The sequence below is a fragment of the Marivita sp. genome (assembly GCF_965656765.1).
GTDB lineage: Bacteria > Pseudomonadota > Alphaproteobacteria > Rhodobacterales > Rhodobacteraceae > Marivita.
The window spans coordinates 28,432-46,886 of sequence record NZ_CBFHLV010000019.1 but is presented as its reverse complement, the minus strand read 5'-3'; the positions used below and the strand labels follow the sequence as shown (position 1 = coordinate 46,886).

At 56.7% G+C, this 18,455-nt stretch carries 23 protein-coding genes and 1 other RNA gene; 7 read left to right on the top strand and 17 right to left on the bottom strand.

The window, feature by feature from the left end; all coding sequences use genetic code 11:
* The 6 genes from tolQ to ruvC all read right to left on the bottom strand — a co-directional run.
* The coding region (tolQ, locus tag ACTG4M_RS07775; RefSeq protein ID WP_439123077.1) for a protein TolQ at positions 1 to 691 on the bottom strand (691 nt) is incomplete at its 3' end.
* A 117-nt stretch (positions 692 to 808) separates the two neighbouring features.
* The gene (gene ybgC, locus ACTG4M_RS07770; protein WP_439123076.1) at positions 809 to 1,198 is read right to left on the bottom strand and encodes a tol-pal system-associated acyl-CoA thioesterase; all 390 of its coding nucleotides are present in this window, start codon (positions 1,196 to 1,198) and stop codon (positions 809 to 811) included.
* Positions 1,198 to 1,836, bottom strand: a complete 639-nt coding sequence (locus tag ACTG4M_RS07765; protein WP_439123080.1) for a hypothetical protein — start codon at positions 1,834 to 1,836, stop codon at positions 1,198 to 1,200. The genes ybgC and ACTG4M_RS07765 overlap by 1 nt, the downstream gene beginning before the upstream one ends.
* Before the next feature lie 80 nt (positions 1,837 to 1,916).
* The gene (gene ruvB / locus ACTG4M_RS07760; protein WP_439123075.1) at positions 1,917 to 2,945 is read right to left on the bottom strand and encodes a Holliday junction branch migration DNA helicase RuvB; all 1,029 of its coding nucleotides are present in this window, start codon (positions 2,943 to 2,945) and stop codon (positions 1,917 to 1,919) included.
* Positions 2,946 to 3,031: 86 nt separating this feature from the next.
* Positions 3,032 to 3,700 (bottom strand): Holliday junction branch migration protein RuvA, encoded by a 669-nt coding sequence (gene ruvA / locus ACTG4M_RS07755; RefSeq protein ID WP_439123074.1) that lies wholly within the window; start codon positions 3,698 to 3,700, stop codon positions 3,032 to 3,034.
* Complete coding sequence (gene ruvC, locus ACTG4M_RS07750; RefSeq protein WP_439123073.1) at positions 3,697 to 4,185, bottom strand: crossover junction endodeoxyribonuclease RuvC; 489 nt, start codon at positions 4,183 to 4,185, stop codon at positions 3,697 to 3,699. Before ruvC ends, ruvA begins: the two co-directional genes overlap by 4 nt.
* A 315-nt stretch (positions 4,186 to 4,500) precedes the next feature.
* Here ruvC and ACTG4M_RS07745 point away from each other — a divergent pair, with 315 nt between their 5' ends.
* Entirely contained in the window at positions 4,501 to 4,692 is a 192-nt protein-coding gene (locus ACTG4M_RS07745) for a DUF1127 domain-containing protein (protein ID WP_439123072.1), read from the top strand.
* A gap of 74 nt (positions 4,693 to 4,766) precedes the next feature.
* Here ACTG4M_RS07745 and ACTG4M_RS07740 read toward each other — a convergent pair whose 3' ends face one another.
* Both ACTG4M_RS07740 and ACTG4M_RS07735 read right to left on the bottom strand, forming a co-directional pair.
* On the bottom strand, positions 4,767 to 5,114 hold the full coding sequence (locus ACTG4M_RS07740) for a hypothetical protein (protein WP_439123071.1): 348 nt from the start codon (positions 5,112 to 5,114) through the stop codon (positions 4,767 to 4,769).
* A gap of 133 nt (positions 5,115 to 5,247) precedes the next feature.
* Positions 5,248 to 6,123 (bottom strand): 50S ribosomal protein L11 methyltransferase, encoded by an 876-nt coding sequence (locus ACTG4M_RS07735; protein WP_439123070.1) that lies wholly within the window; start codon positions 6,121 to 6,123, stop codon positions 5,248 to 5,250.
* Positions 6,124 to 6,270: 147 nt separating this feature from the next.
* Here ACTG4M_RS07735 and ACTG4M_RS07730 point away from each other — a divergent pair, with 147 nt between their 5' ends.
* Positions 6,271 to 6,660: a hypothetical protein gene (locus ACTG4M_RS07730; protein ID WP_439123069.1), complete on the top strand. Its 390-nt coding sequence runs from the start codon at positions 6,271 to 6,273 to the stop codon at positions 6,658 to 6,660.
* Between the two features lie 3 nt (positions 6,661 to 6,663).
* On the opposite strand, the gene ACTG4M_RS07725 is transcribed toward ACTG4M_RS07730, so the two are convergent.
* On the bottom strand, positions 6,664 to 7,896 hold the full coding sequence (locus ACTG4M_RS07725; protein ID WP_439123068.1) for an MFS transporter: 1,233 nt from the start codon (positions 7,894 to 7,896) through the stop codon (positions 6,664 to 6,666).
* Between the two features lie 251 nt (positions 7,897 to 8,147).
* Between ACTG4M_RS07725 and ACTG4M_RS07720 the strand changes: the two genes are divergently transcribed.
* Positions 8,148 to 9,209: a YeeE/YedE family protein gene (locus ACTG4M_RS07720; protein WP_439123067.1), complete on the top strand. Its 1,062-nt coding sequence runs from the start codon at positions 8,148 to 8,150 to the stop codon at positions 9,207 to 9,209.
* Between the two features lie 102 nt (positions 9,210 to 9,311).
* Positions 9,312 to 9,641, top strand: a complete 330-nt coding sequence (locus ACTG4M_RS07715; RefSeq protein WP_439123066.1) for a 5-aminolevulinate synthase — start codon at positions 9,312 to 9,314, stop codon at positions 9,639 to 9,641.
* A 9-nt stretch (positions 9,642 to 9,650) separates the two neighbouring features.
* On the opposite strand, the gene ACTG4M_RS07710 is transcribed toward ACTG4M_RS07715, so the two are convergent.
* Both ACTG4M_RS07710 and ACTG4M_RS07705 read right to left on the bottom strand, forming a co-directional pair.
* Positions 9,651 to 10,412 (bottom strand): ABC transporter permease, encoded by a 762-nt coding sequence (locus tag ACTG4M_RS07710; RefSeq protein ID WP_439123065.1) that lies wholly within the window; start codon positions 10,410 to 10,412, stop codon positions 9,651 to 9,653.
* A complete protein-coding gene (locus ACTG4M_RS07705; protein WP_439123064.1) occupies positions 10,409 to 11,344 on the bottom strand; it encodes an ABC transporter ATP-binding protein in 936 nt (311 codons plus the stop codon). The genes ACTG4M_RS07710 and ACTG4M_RS07705 overlap by 4 nt, the downstream gene beginning before the upstream one ends.
* Before the next feature lie 146 nt (positions 11,345 to 11,490).
* On the opposite strand from ACTG4M_RS07705, the gene ACTG4M_RS07700 reads away from it, so the two are divergent.
* Positions 11,491 to 12,471, top strand: coding sequence for a DMT family transporter (locus ACTG4M_RS07700; protein WP_439123063.1), 981 nt, complete (start codon positions 11,491 to 11,493; stop codon positions 12,469 to 12,471).
* Positions 12,472 to 12,495: 24 nt separating this feature from the next.
* On the opposite strand, the gene hemE is transcribed toward ACTG4M_RS07700, so the two are convergent.
* Positions 12,496 to 13,530 carry a uroporphyrinogen decarboxylase gene (hemE, locus tag ACTG4M_RS07695; protein WP_439123062.1) on the bottom strand — a complete coding sequence of 345 codons (1,035 nt, stop codon included), beginning with the start codon at positions 13,528 to 13,530 and terminating at the stop codon, positions 12,496 to 12,498.
* Positions 13,531 to 13,631: 101 nt separating this feature from the next.
* Between hemE and hemC the strand changes: the two genes are divergently transcribed.
* Entirely contained in the window at positions 13,632 to 14,582 is a 951-nt protein-coding gene (hemC, locus tag ACTG4M_RS07690; RefSeq protein WP_439123061.1) for a hydroxymethylbilane synthase, read from the top strand.
* Positions 14,583 to 14,594: 12 nt separating this feature from the next.
* On the opposite strand, the gene ACTG4M_RS07685 is transcribed toward hemC, so the two are convergent.
* From ACTG4M_RS07685 to nudC, 3 genes are read right to left on the bottom strand one after another with little or no spacing between them, the layout of a single operon-like run.
* Positions 14,595 to 15,401: a DUF4198 domain-containing protein gene (locus ACTG4M_RS07685; RefSeq protein ID WP_439123060.1), complete on the bottom strand. Its 807-nt coding sequence runs from the start codon at positions 15,399 to 15,401 to the stop codon at positions 14,595 to 14,597.
* On the bottom strand, positions 15,398 to 15,865 hold the full coding sequence (locus tag ACTG4M_RS07680) for an SRPBCC family protein (RefSeq protein WP_439123059.1): 468 nt from the start codon (positions 15,863 to 15,865) through the stop codon (positions 15,398 to 15,400). The genes ACTG4M_RS07685 and ACTG4M_RS07680 overlap by 4 nt, the downstream gene beginning before the upstream one ends.
* A gap of 40 nt (positions 15,866 to 15,905) precedes the next feature.
* Positions 15,906 to 16,874: an NAD(+) diphosphatase gene (nudC, locus tag ACTG4M_RS07675; protein ID WP_439123079.1), complete on the bottom strand. Its 969-nt coding sequence runs from the start codon at positions 16,872 to 16,874 to the stop codon at positions 15,906 to 15,908.
* 127 nt (positions 16,875 to 17,001) lie between these two features.
* On the opposite strand from nudC, the gene ffs reads away from it, so the two are divergent.
* Positions 17,002 to 17,098: signal recognition particle sRNA small type (gene ffs, locus ACTG4M_RS07670), an RNA gene on the top strand.
* An 8-nt stretch (positions 17,099 to 17,106) separates the two neighbouring features.
* Here ffs and ACTG4M_RS07665 read toward each other — a convergent pair.
* Together ACTG4M_RS07665 and ypfJ are read right to left on the bottom strand one after the other, a co-directional pair.
* Positions 17,107 to 17,616 (bottom strand): protein-tyrosine phosphatase family protein, encoded by a 510-nt coding sequence (locus ACTG4M_RS07665; protein WP_439123058.1) that lies wholly within the window; start codon positions 17,614 to 17,616, stop codon positions 17,107 to 17,109.
* A 1-nt stretch (position 17,617) separates the two neighbouring features.
* A complete protein-coding gene (gene ypfJ, locus ACTG4M_RS07660) occupies positions 17,618 to 18,451 on the bottom strand; it encodes a KPN_02809 family neutral zinc metallopeptidase (protein WP_439123057.1) in 834 nt (277 codons plus the stop codon).
* Between the last annotated feature and the right edge of the window lie 4 nt (positions 18,452 to 18,455).

The window sequence follows — 18,455 nt, the reverse complement described above, 5'->3', positions numbered from 1 at the left end:
TGTCCAACTGGCGGCTGAGGATTGTCGAAAACTCATCGGCAAAGGACTCGTAACCCGCAAGAATACGGTCACTGTCCGCTGATAGCTTGTTGTAAAACACCACCGCTGGAATTGCCGCCAAAAGGCCAAGACCAGTGGCCAGCAAAGCCTCGGCAATACCGGGTGCCACAACCACCAACGATGTGTTTTGTTGCTGCGCGATTTCGACAAAGGCGTGCATAATGCCCCAGACAGTGCCAAACAGCCCCACAAACGGCGCTACCGATCCAACCGTCGCCAGAACCGCGAGGTTCTTCTGCAAATCCTCAGCTTCCTTCTGAATGGCAACGTCCATGGACCGGTCGATCCGCGCATGCGCGCCAGCGATCAATCCACCATCATCACGGTGCGACCTTCGCCATTCAGTCATGCCAGCTGCAAAGACCTTTTTGGCCCGTCCGTCTGGTTCCGGTCCAATCTGGTCAAACAATTCATCCAGCGGCTCACCCGACCAGAAGGCTCGGTCGAACTCTGCCGCCTCCGCGCGCGCTTTGCGATACGCGATGATCTTCTCAAAGATGATCGCCCACGCCCAAAAGGACGCGATCATCAACATCACCATCACAAGTTTGACGGTCAGTGTGGCGCGCGCAAAGAGGCCCCACATGGAGAAATCAATCTCCTGCGCCAGCGCAAGTGTTTCTGCTTCCATCTGCCTGCTCTTTAGCCGGTTGGCCCTCATTGATCGGGCTCTGATTACCAACTTCAATACCGCAATTGCAGGGGAAACGCCAACACATTGGCGTCAGAACGGGCGTATTCCGGCGTGCTAGTGAATCTGACGGCGGATATTCGCCGGAAGTCGCGCAGGCGCGCCGCCTTCACCGATGCACACCACCGTGACCTCGGCCTGAAACAGCAGATCATCCCCGCGCACGACCTCTTGCGACATGATCAGTCGCACACCGGTGACAGCCTTGACCACGGTGCGCACCAGCAATTCATCGTCGAATTTCGCTGATTTGAGGTAATCCGCCTCAACACGACGCACAACAAAGACAACCCCGTCCTCTTCGCGCATAGCGTTTTGGTCCACGCCCAAGGACCGCACCCAATCCGATCGCGCCCGTTCGATGTAGCGCAGGTAATTGGCATAATAGACGATCCCGCCCATATCGGTGTCTTCATAATACACCCGCACCCGCAACTCATGAACCATCAGTTCGTCCCCTCCTGCGCCACCGCCATCCTGGCGGTCAACCTCAAAGCATGGCTGGGATCCTGTGCCATACCGGGCATCACCGGATCATAAGCCACTCGGATCAGCGCGCCGATCTCGGGTCGCACAACAACCCGGCCATCGTCCAACTGGCCCAAGGGCGACTGATCAGTAAACGCCTGATCAGACCACAATACCATGGACTGCACCACTTGGCCCAAGGCCAATGTATCCGCTGGTATGGCTGAAAGAACCTCATCCATGCGCAAGAAGATGAAGCACGCCTGAATCGCACCGGCGTCGTCAAAGCGAAATACGCGGTACTGATTGGCGTCCGCGTCGGACAGCTTCGCCACCAAAGGGTTCAGCCCGTCAATAAGCCGGTCTAGATCGCGCACATCCAAGAGCTCGCGCCAATCACGGAAGAAAAACACCATCACATTGGCGCCAAGCTCTGGATCTGTCTCGGTCATATGGTGGCCCGCCATGGCACAGACCGCCTCGAACGCTCCCTTCACGACCGATAGCGTCTGGTCCTCGACGCCGAACACTATGGGTGCAATCGGGCGCCCCCACCGCGCAAACAGATACGATCCATCTGATCGTGTAAAAAACCGCTCGACTTCGGCCGCGTCCATCATGAGGCGCTGTCCCCCTGCTTCTTCTTTTTCCAAATATGCAAATACGACCTCTGGCACAGGGCATACCGCTGGACAAGTCAGGCAGGTCCGAACAAATCCGACTGCCCTGGCGCTTTGGGCACGGCCAAACCCAAATGGCTCCAGCCTTTTTGCGCCAGCATCCGTCCGCGCGGCGTGCGTTGGATCAAGCCCTGTTGCAACAGATACGGCTCAATCACCTCTTCCAGCGCATCGCGGCTTTCCGACAGCGCCGCGGACAGGGTTTCAATCCCGACGGGACCGCCTTGATAGTTTTCCGCGATCAATCGCAAATAGCGCCGGTCCGCCCCGTCAAGGCCAAGACTGTCGACTCCCAACCTTGTCAATGCGCCATCGGCCAGTTCTTTGCTGACGACCCCGTCACCCTCGACCACGGCGAAATCCACAACCCGTCGCAACAACCGCCCGGCAATCCGCGGCGTGCCCCGCGACCGGCGCGCGATCTCACGCGCGCCTTCGGAGGCGGCCTGGACACCCAGCTTGACGGCATTGCGCGCCACAATCGTGTTCAACTCGTCTTCGGTATAGAAATTGAGCCGCGTGGGGATGCCAAACCGGTCTCGCAACGGCGTGGTCAACAGCCCCAAACGCGTCGTCGCACCGACCAATGTAAACGGCTGTAACTCAATGCGCACCGTCCGCGCGGCAGGGCCTTCACCGATCACCAGATCCAGCTCGTAATCCTCAAGCGCAGGATAAAGCACCTCTTCCACGGCAGGGTTCAAGCGATGAATTTCGTCGATGAACAAGACATCCCGCGCTTCCAGATTGGTCAGGATTGCGGCCAGATCCCCGGCCTTGGCCAGAACCGGGCCCGAAGTCATACGAAACCCGACGCCCAGTTCGCGCGCCATGATTTGCGCAAGCGTTGTTTTGCCAAGCCCCGGAGGCCCGTGAAACAGCGTATGGTCCATCGCTTCGCCACGTTGGCGGGCGGATTGGATGAACACGCGCAGGTTCGCACGCGCCTCGGCCTGCCCGACAAAATCGTCCAGCATTTGCGGTCGCAATGCGCGGTCGCGATCCTCGGGCAGTGGATCAGGCCGGACAATCGGATCAGACGACATAGTTGACTCTCACGTGCGATCGTTCATGCATGTCCTCTGTGCCGTCGCAAAGCGGTGCGAAAGGGCCAATAAGCATCCCCATATCCCTACCCTTTCGGCGCCAAAAGCTTTAGCGCCGCGCGGATCAGCTCAGATGTTCCGGCCTCAGGCGCATCACCCGCCGCTTGCGCCACTGCGCCTGCCGCTTCGCCCGGCCCGTAACCAAGATTGCCCAGCGCCGACAGCGCCTCAGCTTGCGCTGAGGCTGACGGCGCGGGCGCACGTGCGATCGGCGCAACGGCAACCGGCTCCAATACCGCATCTTCGTCCGAGGCCTGAGCCACAACCGATGCAGCCCCGCCCATCGCCATCACGGCCGGAGCTTTGTCCTTGAGTTCGTTGACCACGCGCTGCGCGGTCTTCGGCCCGATTCCTTTGGCCGCCTTAACCGAATTCCAGTCCCCTAAGGCAATCGCACGGCTCACCCCGTCTGGGCCCAGCGCGCCTAAAATAGCCAAGGAGGCTTTTGCGCCGACGCCTTGCACCGACATGAGCAACCGGTGCCATTCCTTTTCCACCATTGTCGGGAAGCCGAACAATTGAAGAATATCCTCGCGGACCAAAAGGTCGGTATAGAGCGCCAGTGCTTCGCCGGGGGCACCAATCTGCGACATCACGCGGTCCGAACAATAGACCACGTAACCGACGCCGCGCACGTCGATCAGCACATGATCGTCGCCCTTGTATTCGACGCGCCCTGCAATTCGCCCGATCATGCCCGCATCCTCATTCCCGGTCCGGTCATATGATGCGCATGGCAAATGGCGATTGCCAAAGCATCCGCCGCATCCGAGCCACTAATTTGAGCACCGGGCAGCTGCATCTTGACCATGTGTTCGACCTGTTTCTTGTCGGCATGACCAACACCCACAACCGTCTTCTTGACCGAATTCGGTGAATACTCCCCGATCTCAAGTCCGAACTGCGCCGGAACCAAAATCGCGACACCGCGCGCTTGCCCCAGCTTGAGAGTGCCGACCGCGTCCTTGTTCACAAATGTCTTTTCAATTGCGACAGTGTCAGGCTGAAACTGCTCGAACACCTCGGTCAACGCCCGGTGCAAGGCCAACAAACGTGTGGCCAGTTCGCCAGTGCCAGATAGGCAAACACCGTTACCGACATGGCGCAAGCGACTCCCTTCAGCCTCGATCACGCCCCAACCAAGGAAGCGCAGACCCGGATCAATCCCCAAAACACGCATTCTGCTCGCGCCTTTGTTGCTTTTGTATCACGGCTAGCACGAAACGCGAACAAACGCCAAGCATACAAAATAAAAGCGACAGATTAAGCCAGATGTCGAAAACAGACGGCAGGATGTCGAGTTTGGATGCCAAAACATGAATACGGCATCAGAATTGCCCTTATTTTCAAGTTTTTTGCGACAATATTTTCAATGCCAAAAGCCATGCATAAACCGCATAAAAACTATGCACAAAGGACAATTGAAGCCGCGAAATGGCGCAACTAGATGACGGTCAGAGCAACACAACTCCCCATTTATTCAAGGAACCTGGCAATGGCCGCTTTTGACACATCCCGCCCCACCTACTCCGCAGGCCAAAAAGGCTTCGGTGGTATCGCCTTCTCGTTGATCTCCGCTTTCACAGCATGGAACGAGTCGCGCCAAACACGCAACGCTCTCAGCCAGCTGAGCGATCACGAACTCGAAGACATCGGCCTGACACGCGGCGACATCAACGCCCTGTAAGACCGGTCGACAAACAAAAAAGCCGTGTTAGCCCTCGCTGACACGGCTTTTTTTGTGATGTGTGTCTGCTGGCGTCAGCCGATCACAAAGCCCAAAATTCGGGACAGGACCGAGGTAATCGGATCGATCTGCATAACGAGCGCTCCAATCTGTTCAACAAACCCGCCCTCACGAAGCAAAGCAACCTGCTGAGAATAGCCCTCTTCGCCCATACCGGCGACAATCGCGGCCTTCAGGAGAAACAGAATGCCAAAGGGCAAAAGAAGCGCCGAGAACGAAACGAACTCGCGGACTTGTTGTATGGGACGATGCGAGATCACGCCGGTTTTATCAAGTTTTGTGACATAGCCACGCGACAATTGGCGGTGGCGCTTGAGCACCTTGCGGTACCGTTCGTCAAACATGTCCTGCTGTGTGGTCATGTGAAGCAGCCTTTATTCCGGCCCCCACCGGATGTGTTGTATCTAGGGGCGGAATATGGCGAGATTGGGGCAAACATGGCAAATTCGATGAAAATACGGCGAAAACCCGTAAGATCTGGAAATTGCGGCAGCTTTACGATGTGCTCTTCTGCAATGTCAGAGTCGTCCAGTCACCAATCTCTTCGCGATGCCAGGTATTGATGCCATTTCGTGCATAAACCTCTGCCACCTCGTCGCCTTGTTCGTTCAGAATCCCGGACAAGATCGTGTATCCCTGAGGCGCAAGGTGGTTTGCCATATCAGGTGCCAAGTCGATCAAAGGCTGTTTGAGGATATTCGCGAACACAAGATCGAAAGGCGCTGCAGCGTGCAGTTCGGGGTGATCAAAGCCCATCGCTTCAAGACAGATAATCCGCCCGCCCAGATCATTCGCGACGACATTGGCCTCAGCCACATCGACAGCAATCTGGTCCATATCGCTGGCAAACACGGTTTCAGGCCACTCCCGGGCCGCCGCCATCGCAAGAACAGCCGTCCCGCAACCAATGTCCGCCACGTTGTGACAGACCACGCCTGCTTCGATCAACCGGTCAAGCGCCCGGAGGCAGCCCTGAGTGGTGCCGTGATGGCCAGTGCCAAAGGCCATGGCCGCCTCGATCAATAGCGGTTCTACACCGTCAGGTACAGTATCAGCGTCATGGCTACCATAGACATAAAACCGCCCTGCCGCGACGGGCACCAATTCGCGCCGCACTTTGGCGACCCAATCGGTTTCGGGCAGTTCTGACACAACAAATGGCTTGGCTTTGTGCACAGCTGCCAGCAGCGCCAACGCCACATCGTCCGGCGCCTCCATAAAGTAACCGCCGACTTCCCACATCCCGCTGCCATCCTCGATCTCGAACACACCGACGCCATAGGGTTCCGGCTCAAGATCTTCAAACGCCTCGCCCAATGCCTCGGCCGATGTCTTTTCCGACAATGTGGTAAATGCTGTGAAGGTGGTCATAGGAGCCCTCGCTTACTATCAGGCAGGGCTTACCGCCCTTTGCGTAGACTGACCAGCGTGAAAGCCAAAAGGTACAACGGTCTGGACGGAACATACCTCCTATCATATCGTCTTCACCATTATTTTAGGTTTTCTTGGAGCAAGAGAATGAAGAAGTTCTTGAAAATTAGTGCAATTGTGGTCGGCGTTTTGGTAGTCATTGGTGTAACGGTTTATGCAGGTATCATGTACGCATCCTCCGGTGCACGCTCGGTTGCCCGCGATTTTATAATGCTCAGCAGTAGCGGCCAAAACGACCAAGCCAACGTTATGCTGCATCAATCACTTCAGACCGACGAGGCGATTCAGAAAGTCGCAGCGATATTTGATGGCGTTGACCCGTATACCGACGTGTCATTCGCGTCGATCAACATGGAGGGCGGGTCAACCAGCCTGGTTGGGACCGCCGAAACCGCAGGTGGATGCGCCTCGAAGGTGGAAATGGAATTGGTCGAAAATCAAATCATCTTTTTCAATATCAACCCGCTTTGTCGGTGATCATCACTCTGCCGGGGCGGCCACGAAGGCGGAAAACACCGTCTCGTTGCCCGGCTCAGGATGACGGGGGATCATCAATGCCAACAACAACGACACCAGCGCCATACCTGCCGCCAAGGCAAACACCGCACCCGGCGAAATAAGCCACAGATACCCAAGCAAAGCGGGCAAGAACACCGCCGCAATGTGATTGATGGTAAACGCCACCGCCGCCGTCGGAGCGATATCGCCGGGATCCGCAATCTTTTGAAAATAGGTTTTCAAGGCCAGCGCCAACGCAAAAAAGATGTTGTTTGCGATATACAAAATGGTGGCCAGCATCACGCCCCAGCCAAACCAGTAAACCCCGCCATACATCACAAATACGATCACCAGACCGACATATTCGAATACCATCGCATTGCGTTCGCCAAAGCGGTGCACAACATGGCCCAGCATGGGTGCCAGAACCATGTTCGCCACAAGCGTCACAAGCATCAGCTTGGTGATCTGGTCAACATCCAACCCAAAGCGTTCGACCATCATAAACGCCGCGAACACGACAAAGATCTGGCGGCGTGCCCCGGACATGAATTGCAGCGCGTAATATAGCCAGTAGCGCTTGCGCAGAATGAACTTTTTGATTTGCGGATTTGGTGCCTCGAAATGCGGCATCATCACCACGCAATACGCAACGATAATCAGCGTTAGCGCGCCGGACACTACATAGACAAAGTTGTAGCTCAGGTCGTAGGCCCGCCACGTCACTACGATCACACCATAAGCCACTAAGGTCGCAGCCGACGCCGCCGACACCAAAAGCCCAAGCATCTGCGGTGCGCGATCTTTGGGCAACCATTGTAGTTGCAGCGACTGGTTTACGGTTTCGTAATAGTGAAACCCGATCGAACTGATCAGGGTGACGAACAACAAACCGCCCATCGACGGGAAATATGCGGTCAACGCGGTCGCCAGCCCAAGCATCACAAGCGAGATCATGGCAAGTGTCTGTTCCCGAACAAACATGATCACTGCGATCACACCGACTGCAAAGAAGCCGGGGATCTCGCGGACAGTGTGAAGCCAGCCGATATCGGCGCCATCGAACTGCGCCACCTCAATCACAAAGTTATTCAGCAGCGCCGACCACGTCGCAAAGGACAATGGCATCGCAATCGCCATCAGAAACAACAGAGTAATCGGCCGTTTATAGATCGGCAGGTGACGCGCTTCACCAAGGGGAACAATCTGCTTCATCGTTTCCCTTTACGCCCGCTTTTGGCCTTTGGCGAGGGTCTTGGACGAGCGGAACACCCGCTTTTCAGAATTTCAGATAAAGGCTAGCTCTTTTCCAGAAACACCGTTCAGCAAACGCGCAGGTCGGACTTTCAGGCAAAAACCCTGCTATTTCCTTAAGTGCTGATGCCAATCTGATCCAAATCAAGGCGAACACATTCACGGTCAAGCATGCATGATCAACCTAAACGCCCAAACGTGCGGAGACTGGCATGGACCTTATCAGCCTTGTGGATCAGATCGGAGAAGCCCCAACCGCAGCCTTGTTTGGCTTGATCACTGGCGTCACCTTTGGTGTCGCGGCCCAACGTTCGCGCTTCTGTCTACGCGCGGCAACCGTCGAATTCGCCCGCGGCATGATGCAGGACAAGGTCGCGGTCTGGTTGCTAACCTTCTCAACCGCCGTTGTCTGGGTGCAAGCCGCACAGATGTTCGGCCTGATCGACACAACCGAAGCCCGCATGATGGCGGTGCCCGGAAGCTGGTCGGGTGCCGTTATCGGGGGACTGCTTTTTGGTGCGGGTATGGTGCTTGCGCGCGGATGCTCCGGCCGCCTGCTTGTGCTTGCTGCGACGGGCAACCTGCGGTCTGTCGTGTCGGGTCTGATTTTTGCCGTTGTCGCCCAGATGACATTGACCGGCTGGCTGGCACCGATCCGCGATAAGCTCGCCGCGCTTTGGATCACGTCTGGGGGTCGCAATATGGACCTTTTGACAACCCTACACCTTCCCGAAGGCTCCGGCCTTGTGTTTGGTCTTGCAACCGCGCTGTTGGCGTTAGAGCTGTCGCGCCGCAATCAGATTGGGTGGCAGCGCCTTGTCTTTGCATCCGGCGTAGGGTTTGCCGTGGCAATGGGATGGGCCTTCACTTACGCGCTCAGCCTCGTGGCATTCGACCCAGTTCAGATCGAAAGCGCTACGTTTACAGGGCCTTCAGCCAACACATTGATGTTCTTCCTCGACCGATCCTCGGTTCTGGAATTCGACATTGGGCTGGTACCCGGTGTGGTAATCGGCTCGTTCCTTGCCGCTTTCTTCGCTGGAGAGCTTAAGTTTCAAGGCTTCGAAGGTTCAACGCCCATGCGCAACGCCATGATCGGCGCGGCCCTCATGGGGTTCGGCGGAATGCTGGCAGGTGGCTGTGCGATCGGTGCAGGTGTGACAGGCGGATCAATCTTTGCAGGCACAGCATGGCTCGCGCTATTCTGCATGTGGATCGGCGGGATGAGCATGGACTTGGTTATGGGTGGGCGCGGTCAACCAGCGGCGATCTGAACTCTTTGAGGTAGGGTATTCCAGCCTGTCCTGCCGCGGGCATCTATGTCACGGTCGTGATTATTAATTAATGATATCACGTCTTCAAAAATGATGACACCGATGCTTGTTCTAGACTTTGTTTCCAATAAGGCCGTTTTGGCAATCGCAGCAGGAGTGGGCTATGCAGTTGCAACCCTCCTTATGAAGGCCGCCTCGGAAAGCGCGACAACTGTTGCCATCGGAGCGATTGCACTGATGTTGGCCGGGGTCGTCACGGCAGAAATTCTCTTGCTGAAACAGGTCGATCTGGGCATCGCCTATATTGCGATCATGGCGACCGAAACGATCCTCGTATTGGCGGCGACCTTTTTTATCGGCCAGCCTCTCTCGACACAGGAACTGGCCGGAGGTGCCCTCGTTGTGCTGGGTGTGGCCGTGGTCAGCGCTTAAGGTCAAACGTTACTGCCTGATCCGCCAGCCCGTTTTGAAGATCCACCAGATAGTGCCGAGGCACAGCATCGTAAATCCGCCGATGGCCATCAGGCTTAGACCAATTGGCACATCGGCCACGCCGAAAAACGACCATCGAAATCCCGAGACCAGATAGACAACCGGGTTAAAGAACGAAATCGTCTGCCAGACCGGCGGCAGCATTGAGATCGAATAGAACGATCCCCCCAGAAAGACCAAGGGCGTTACGATCAAAAGTGGAATCAGCTGAAGCTGCTCAAAATTTCCTGCCCAGATGCCGATGATAAAACCGAAAAGCGCAAAGCTCAGACAGGTCAGCACCATGAAGGCCAACATGGCAAACGGGTGCTGGATAGTCAGGTCAACGAACAAGGCAGACGTGGCAAGGATCACGACCCCAATGAACAGCGCCTTGGTGGCTGCCGCGCCGACATAGCCCAAAACAATCTCAAGAAAGTTGATCGGCGCAGAGAGCAATTCATAAATTGTGCCGATGAATTTCGGAAAATAGATCCCGAAAGATGCGTTAGAAATAGCCTGCGTCATCACCGACAGCATGATCAGACCGGGCACGATGAACGCGCCGTAAGACACGCCTTCGACCTGATCAATGCGGCTGCCAATGGCAGCCCCGAACACCACAAAATAGAGCGATGTGGATATGACGGGCGACACGAAGCTTTGCAAGAGCGTGCGGAAAAACCGCGACATCTCAAACACATAGATCGCGCGGATGGCTTGCCAGTTCATGCCACATCCTCCTGATCTGTCACCAGCTCGACGAAGATGTCCTCCAGCGAATTCTGACGGGTTTGCAGATCGCGCAGCACCAGCCCCGCATCGCTGACTTCGCGGATCAATGTCGCAATTCCGGTGCGGTCCTTCGTCGTATCATAGGTATAGACCAGAACCTGCCCACCCTCTTCCAAACGCAGTCCACGGGCTGCCAGCGCTTCAGGCAGGTCCTTCACGGCGTCCTGCAATTCAATCCGCAGCTCTTTCTGACCCAAACGGGTCATCAGCGCAGTTTTTTCCTCGACCAGCAGAATCTCACCCTTGTTGATCACACCGATCCGGTCGGCAATCGCTTCGGCCTCTTCGATGTAATGGGTGGTCAGAATGATCGTCACGCCTGATGTCTTGAGCTCAGCCACGATATCCCACATGTCCCGGCGCAGTTCGACATCCACACCCGCAGTCGGTTCATCCAGAAACAACACACGCGGCTCATGCGCCAATGCCTTGGCAATCAACACACGTCGCTTCATCCCACCGGACAATTCCATGATCCGGTTATCGCGTTTATCCCAGAGCGATAGCTGCCTGAGGATCCGCTCAAGCAACGCCTCATTCCTTGGTTTACCGAACAAACCACGCGAGAAGCGAACCGTGTTGATCACACGCTCAAAGGGTTCCAGATTGATCTCTTGCGGCACCAAGCCCACCAAGGACCGCGCACCGCGATAGGCTGTGATCACATCATGGCCGCCAACCGTGATCGTCCCCGATGTCGGTTGCGTAATGCCGCAGATTGTCGAAATCAGCGTTGTCTTGCCCGCACCGTTCGGCCCCAAGAGCGCAAGAATCTCACCATCCTGAATATCCAGAGACACGCTCTTGAGAGCTTCGAACCCACCTGCATAGGCTTTTCGAACATTGCTGATCCGGACCATCGGTTCCATGTGGGCGGCCTTTGTAAGATTGACAGGGATGTTACCTAACCTTCAGCGCTCAAGACGCAATCCCGAAAGCCGTGCGCAGGAACGCAACGGGTGTGCAGGTCGTTTTTGGGACTGACCTTTTCCACAAGTCGGAATAAGGAAAGGGTATGGCTTCCCTCACCGACACCAACGTCGCGCGCGGCATCTTGCTGGTCTGCATCGGCGTCTTTGCGATTTCGATCAATGACCTTTTGATCAAAGCGTTGTCCGGTGGCTATCCCTTGCACCAGATCGTTTTCACGCGAACGGCGATTGGCATCTTTCTATCTTTCCTGATGCTGCATCTCGAAGGTGGGATATCACTGTTGCGCACGTCACGACCGGGCTTGCACATTTTACGTGGGCTGACGCTTGTCGCCGCCAACATGACCTTTTTCGCCTCGCTGGCAGTTCTTCCACTTGGCTTGACAACGGCACTCTTTTTTGTCGGGCCACTGTTTATCACACTGTTCAGCTTTCTGTTCCTTGGTGAAAAGGTCGGCCCCTTGCGGCTGGGCGCAATTGTCTTTGGCTTCATGGGCGTTGTGGTCATGCAAGAGCCATGGAAAAGCGGATCAGAATACGGCCCATCGTGGATTTTCGCTCTGCCCGTAATCGCGGCCGCGCTTTACGCATCAATGGCCGTCATGACGCGCGCACTGGGAGTCAAAAGCTCGGCCGCTGCGCTGACCATCTACAACCAATTGACGTTCCTCGTTGTCTCAAGCCTATTCTACCTGCTGGTTGGGCAAGGTCAGGCCGATCCCGGGCCAGATGCGCCAAGCCTGCATTTCCTGTTACGGGCGTGGACATGGCCAGCCAGCGGAGACTGGCCACTGTTCATCGTGATTGGCATCTGCAACGGCATCGTCGCTTATTGCATCACGGCAGCCTACCGCATGGCGCCATCGGCCAGCATCGCACCATTCGAGTATATTGGACTGCCGCTGGCGATCTTCTGGGGATGGCTGGTATTTGCGGAATGGCCGGCACCTTCAACGTGGGTCGGCTGCGCAATGATCCTTGGGGCGGGCCTGTTTGTGTTCCTCCGCGAACGTCAAAAAAACCGGTCAAACCCCGTCCGCAAACATTTCGCGACCCGACGCTAAACCGGGCCGCGTATGACATGCAGTTTAGACACTGCGAACCGTGTCAATCATGAGCTGCACGTTTTCTGGGTCCGCATCCGGCGTGATACCGTGGCCAAGGTTAAAGATATGCGGCCCGTTCTTGAGCGCATCAACAACCTTGCGGGTCTCATCTACCAAGTCTTGACCACCCGTCACCATATGGCGCGACGCCAGGTTGCCTTGCACACACCCCCCGGGCTGTACGTGTTCGGCCACCCATTCCGGGCTGACGCTGTCATCGACTGCCACACAGTCCGCACCTGTTGCGGAATGGAAACCGATATAGTTGTCCCCCGCCTGTCGCGGAAAAGCGATGACCGGAATGCCGGGATGACGGCGCTTGATCTCTTCGGTGATGACCTTGGCGGGGTAGAGCGCGTACCGCTCGAAGTCCTCGCCCTTCAGCGATCCCGCCCAGCTGTCGAAAATCTTGACCACTTCGGCCCCCGCATCGATCTGCGCAGACAGATAGTCGATGGTACTTTCCGTCAGCCGCTCCAGGATTGCCTCAAAGAGCGCGCGGTTCTCGTCCTTGAGCGCATGCGCCGGACCTTGGTCGGGAGTCCCCTTGCCTGCAATCATGTATGTGGCGACAGTCCACGGTGCCCCGGCAAAGCCAATAAGCGTGGTCTCTTCCGGCAATTCGCGACGCAGGATGCGCACGGTTTCGTAAATCGGGTTAAGCGTGTCATGGATCATCTCGCCCTTGCCCAGTTTGTCGAATTCACCTTGTGTGGTGATCGTGGATAAGCGCGGGCCTTCGCCGGTGACAAACCAAAGATCCGCGCCCAGCGCCTGTGGCAACAACAGAATGTCGGCAAACAGGATCGCCGCGTCAAAGCCGTAACGTCGGATCGGCTGCAAAGTCACTTCGGCCGCAAGCTCTGGGTTATAACACAGCGACAGAAAATCACCGGCCTGCGCACGGGTCGCTTTGTATTCAGGAAGGTAACGGCCAGCTTGACGCATCATCCAAATTGGCGGTGTCGGAAGGGTTTCGCCGGCAAGGGCGCGGAGGATGGTTTTTGTCTGGCTCATAAGGTCTTTCCTTGTCTATTGTCTTCGGATCAACCGTAGAAACCCATATGTCAAGACAAGCATGGTTGTCAGGACAAGTTTACACGCATAAAGATCGTTTCATGACGATTGACTTGCCCACACCCGCCCAACCTCTGAACATCGGCACGCGCGGTTCCCCGCTGGCTTTGGCTCAGGCTCATGAAACCCGCGAACGACTTGCCAAGGCATTTGATCTGCCTTTTGAGGCCTTTACCATCGTTGTCATCAAGACAACGGGCGACAAGATCATTGATCGCCCGCTCAAAGAGATTGGTGGCAAGGGTCTGTTCACACGCGAAATCGAAGACGACATGCTGTCAGGCAAGATAGATATCGCGGTTCACTCGATGAAGGATATGCCGGTCCTGCAGCCTGATGGGTTGCTGCTCGACACGTACCTACCGCGCGAAGATGTGCGCGATGCGTTCATCTCGCCGGAATTCTCTGGGATTGCACAATTGCCCGAAGCGGCGATTGTCGGCACCTCTTCGCTGCGCCGCCGTGCACAGTTGCTTAATCGCCGCCCAGACCTGAACGTGGTCGAATTCCGCGGCAACCTCCAAACCCGGCTGAAAAAGCTGGATGATGGTGTGGCCTCGTGCACGTTCCTTGCGATGGCCGGCCTGAACCGCCTGCGCATGGACGAGGTGCCCAAGACCGCCATCGACACAACCGATATGCTGCCCGCCGTTGCACAAGGCGCTATCGGTATCGAACGCCGCGCCAATGATAACCGCGCCGCCGAAATGCTAGCTGCTATCCACGACACTCCGACCGGTGAACGCCTTGCCGCCGAACGCGCGTTTTTGGCCGCACTTGATGGGTCTTGCGAAACTCCAATTGCCGGACTGGCCGAATTTAACGGGGACACCCTGCGACTGCGTGGCGAAGTCCTGCGCCCCGACGGCTCAGAAGCACATGCCGACGAAATCAGCGGGCCCGTAGCAGACGGTGCCGCGATGGGCACAGCACTGGCCAAAACGCTGTTGGATCGTGCTGGTCCGGGCTTTTTCGACTGGCATACAAACTAAGCGCTGCGCCGGTCACTCCGGCACAGCAAAGGTCAACGACGCCCACAGGCTTTCCCAGACCGGGTCGCTGTCATCTTGCGGCTCGAGCGGCCGCAAGATGACAGCATCCGCAAGATAAGCATAGCCCGGTTGCACAGGCAGCGTCACACGTCCATCCGCATCGGTCCGGTGCAAGCTGATCTGGACCTCGGCACCGGGCGGGCGTGCGAAAAGCTCAACCTGAGCATCCGCCCGCGGTGCACCGTTGTACAGAACCTGGATCGGTAGCCCCGAGGCCATATCATCCGTGTAAGGATTGGCCTCGGCTACTATTTCGGTCTCCAACCCAACCTCAGCATCTGCCCCCGCGCCTTCGCCAACCGCAATCAGGCTTTTGGCGTAACGGCTGTACAGTTCGGTGAAGTCCTTTTCCGGCAAACCGCGCGCGGCATGTTCGGCCAAGACACCTTTGAAATCCTTGTGTTCGACGAAATTCACGAACTTCTGCCACTCACGGTAGGTCAAAGTGTAATCACGCGTCTGGTGGATGATGACACATAACCCATCCTGCGGCGCCGCAACATTCAACGCCGGGCGGTCCCCTGACCGTCCGGGAACAGGCGAAACCTCACCATCGCACCGCATATCAAAGCGGTCGAAATTTCGCTCCAGATACGATTGCTCGGCCCCCGCAAAATCTTCACCCACCCGCAAAGCCGCAACCAAATCGCCGCCAGACGGCACTTGATACGCTACCGGATCAATCCAAAATTCATGCGCTGTTGCCGCCAAAGGAAGACATGACAGTGCGGCACCCCAAAGCAATGACCGTAACATCATGCGCTTTTGGCCAACTTGTTTTCGATATCACGCGCAAATTGAGACATGCGTTTTTGGAACCTCTTGTTGATGGTAGAGCGCGCCAGCTTGAAAGATTGCACCAAAAGCCGTGCAGACAGCGTTTTTGGCGCCATCTTGAATACAAAATTCACTCGTGTGCGTTTTGGTGACAATGGAACCAATTCGATATGTGTGTTTGTCTCAAGCCCACCTGACGCACCCGCAAACTGCACCAGATGCGGTGCTTCAAGCTCTTCCAATTCGATCTTGGCTGTCCGTTCTTTGCCTCGAAACCGAAACTGCGCCTCCCAGCCCTCACCGATATTGGGCACCGATCCGCGAAACTTTCTCCGAACGTCGATCCCGCGACGCAACGCTTGCCTTTCAAGGGCCTCGAATGCGGTCAATTCGGCAAAAACATGCTCAATCGGGGCCTCAACATCTTCGGTTCCAGTCACTTGCATCGGCACACCCCTCTTCGATCCACTCAATTCCAGACTTGCGCTATTCCAATGTATCGGCAAGCCAATTGCGCAATAAAAAATGCGCGATGGCGCCCTTGCGTGCAGGCAACAGCCCCTCGCGCAGCCCCGCAAGCGCATCCATCACGTCTTCACGGCTGACCCAAAGCGCATCTTCGATTTCAACGGGGTCGATGTTGATCTCTTCAGTCAGAGCGATCCCATGGCAGCCGAACATCAACGACGCTGGAAACGGCCACGGCTGGCTTGACAGATACCTCACCTCGCCAACGCGTACGCCTGCCTCTTCCCATACCTCACGGCGCACCGCAGCCTCGATGGTTTCGCCGGGTTCGACAAAACCCGCAAGGCAGGAATACATGCCTTCTGGCCACCCGGGCGACCGCCCCAGCAGAACCTTGTTGCCATGCGTGATCAACATGATCACCACCGGATCTGTACGGGGGAAATGACTGGCACCGCAGTCTTGGCACACCCGCTGCCAGCCAGCCTGCGTAACATCACTCACCGCGCCGCATCGCGCGCAAAACCCATGTGTGTCATGCCAGCCGATGATCGCCTTGGCCGTTGCAGCCAATTCTGCGTCTCGCGGGGTCAACGCGGTCATGACACTACGAAGCTCGGCAAAGCCATGATCATCAGGACAACTCGGATGCCGCTGTTCGCTTGGGTCAATGAAGGCACCCACTTGGCTCACGTCATCTTCGGGCACCCAGCCCGAGATATCATGCGCAAATCTGGCGGCCCCATCTTCACGTCCCAACAGAATCGGTGCGCTGCTGGCGTCTTTTAGAATAGGGTGATCCAAGGGCAATCGTGCAAGAACACGCGCATCTGTATCGACGGTCAGCAGCGGCTTGCCCTTCCACAGGATCACCGTCCGAGAGGACGGGTCTTGCATCAGTCCCGCCAAGGCCGGGATATCACCCCGAAGTTCGGCCGCGCGATCCAGCCCTGAACCGCCAAAAGTCACCTGCTCTGCATTCCGCATCATCATCCACCGCTTCTTAATCTTGTACGAGCGATTGCCACGCTGACACGGAAAGAACAATGCAAACAGCCAGTTTCGAACAGAGAGCGGGTTGCAATCCTGCAATCCCTCTACTATCTGAAATTCCGAGAGGTTGGCGCGGGCGAGCACCTCGCCAACCCGGTCAGGTCCGGAAGGAAGCAGCCGTAACGAGCCACGCTTGGGTCGTTGTCCAGCCTCTCACCTAACTTCCTCAACTTTCGTGGCGCAGGAATTTGGCGGGTTCACGTTTCGCCTCAAGCGCCCAACGCATTTGTTCGTCCGTTTCGATTGCGCAGGGGCGAACGGCCCGCAATCGGGCCAATGCATCATCCGGTGCCTCGCCCAATTCGATCATCAAACGCAATGCGACCATACCGGACCGGCCACAGCCACCACGGCAATGCACCAAAATCCGGCCGCCCCCGATCAACGCTTTGCGGACACCCATGCTGACATCAGGCCACGCCTCTTCAAAGGTTTCATCCGGCACGCCGAAATCGTGGATCGGAAGATGCTCCCACCGGGAACCGGCATCCACCAAGTCCCTCCACAATCCAGATGCACCAGCCGCCACAAGCTCGACCTCGTTCACCAACGACAGGACAATGGCGGGCTTCCATTCGATTAAATGTTGCACGTCGCCAGCATAATCGCCATCGGCTCCAGGTATCGGCGAAATGGCAAGAATGCCCTGCCCAACGGACACCGCATAGATGATCATCTCAGAGCCTTTGCGCCCTGAACGTATCACAGCTGCGAATGTCACCTGTCTGAAAACCAGTGGCGAACCACCGTGACCGCTGTTCGGACGTACCATGCGTGAACGTATGCGGCTGCGGCACCCGTCCCGCACGTTCCTGCAGATGATCATCTCCAATCATTCGCGCCGCGTTCAGTGCTTCCTCTAGATCGCCGGGCTCCAACAACCCATCAACCGCCCGCGCCCAGACGCCGGACAGACAATCGGCCTGCAATTCCAACCGCACGGTCAAAGCGTTGGCCTGCGTTTCACCCACAACCTGTCGACGTTCATTGACCTGCCCAAGAATGCCCAGTTCGTTCTGAACATGATGCTCGACCTCATGCGCAATCACGTAGGCCGCCGCAAAATCACCGCTCGCACCCAATTGGCGCGACAAAGTCGCAAAGAACGCGGTATCCAGATAGGCCTTCTGGTCCGCAGGGCAATAGAATGGACCAGTGGCGCCGCTGGCATTGCCGCAGGGCGACGCGGTCACACCGGAATACAACACCAGGATGGGCGGATCATAAGGTCGTCCAACCTGCTTCGGGAACACCTCGCCCCAAACCTCCTCAGTGGTCGCAAGCACCCGTGTCGAAAACTCGGCCGCGCGTTCTTCTTCTGCGGTCAACTCTCGCGGGGTTGAAGACGCTTGGGTCGTCTGTTGCAGCAATGGCGTAACGTCGACGCCTGCGAAATATCCGATTGCCAGCACGAGCAGCAGACCAACACCGCCGATCCCTGCCTTACCACCGCCACCGCTGCGGCGCCTGTCCTCAACATTGCGGCTGCCACGAATCCCTCTTAGTCGCATACCA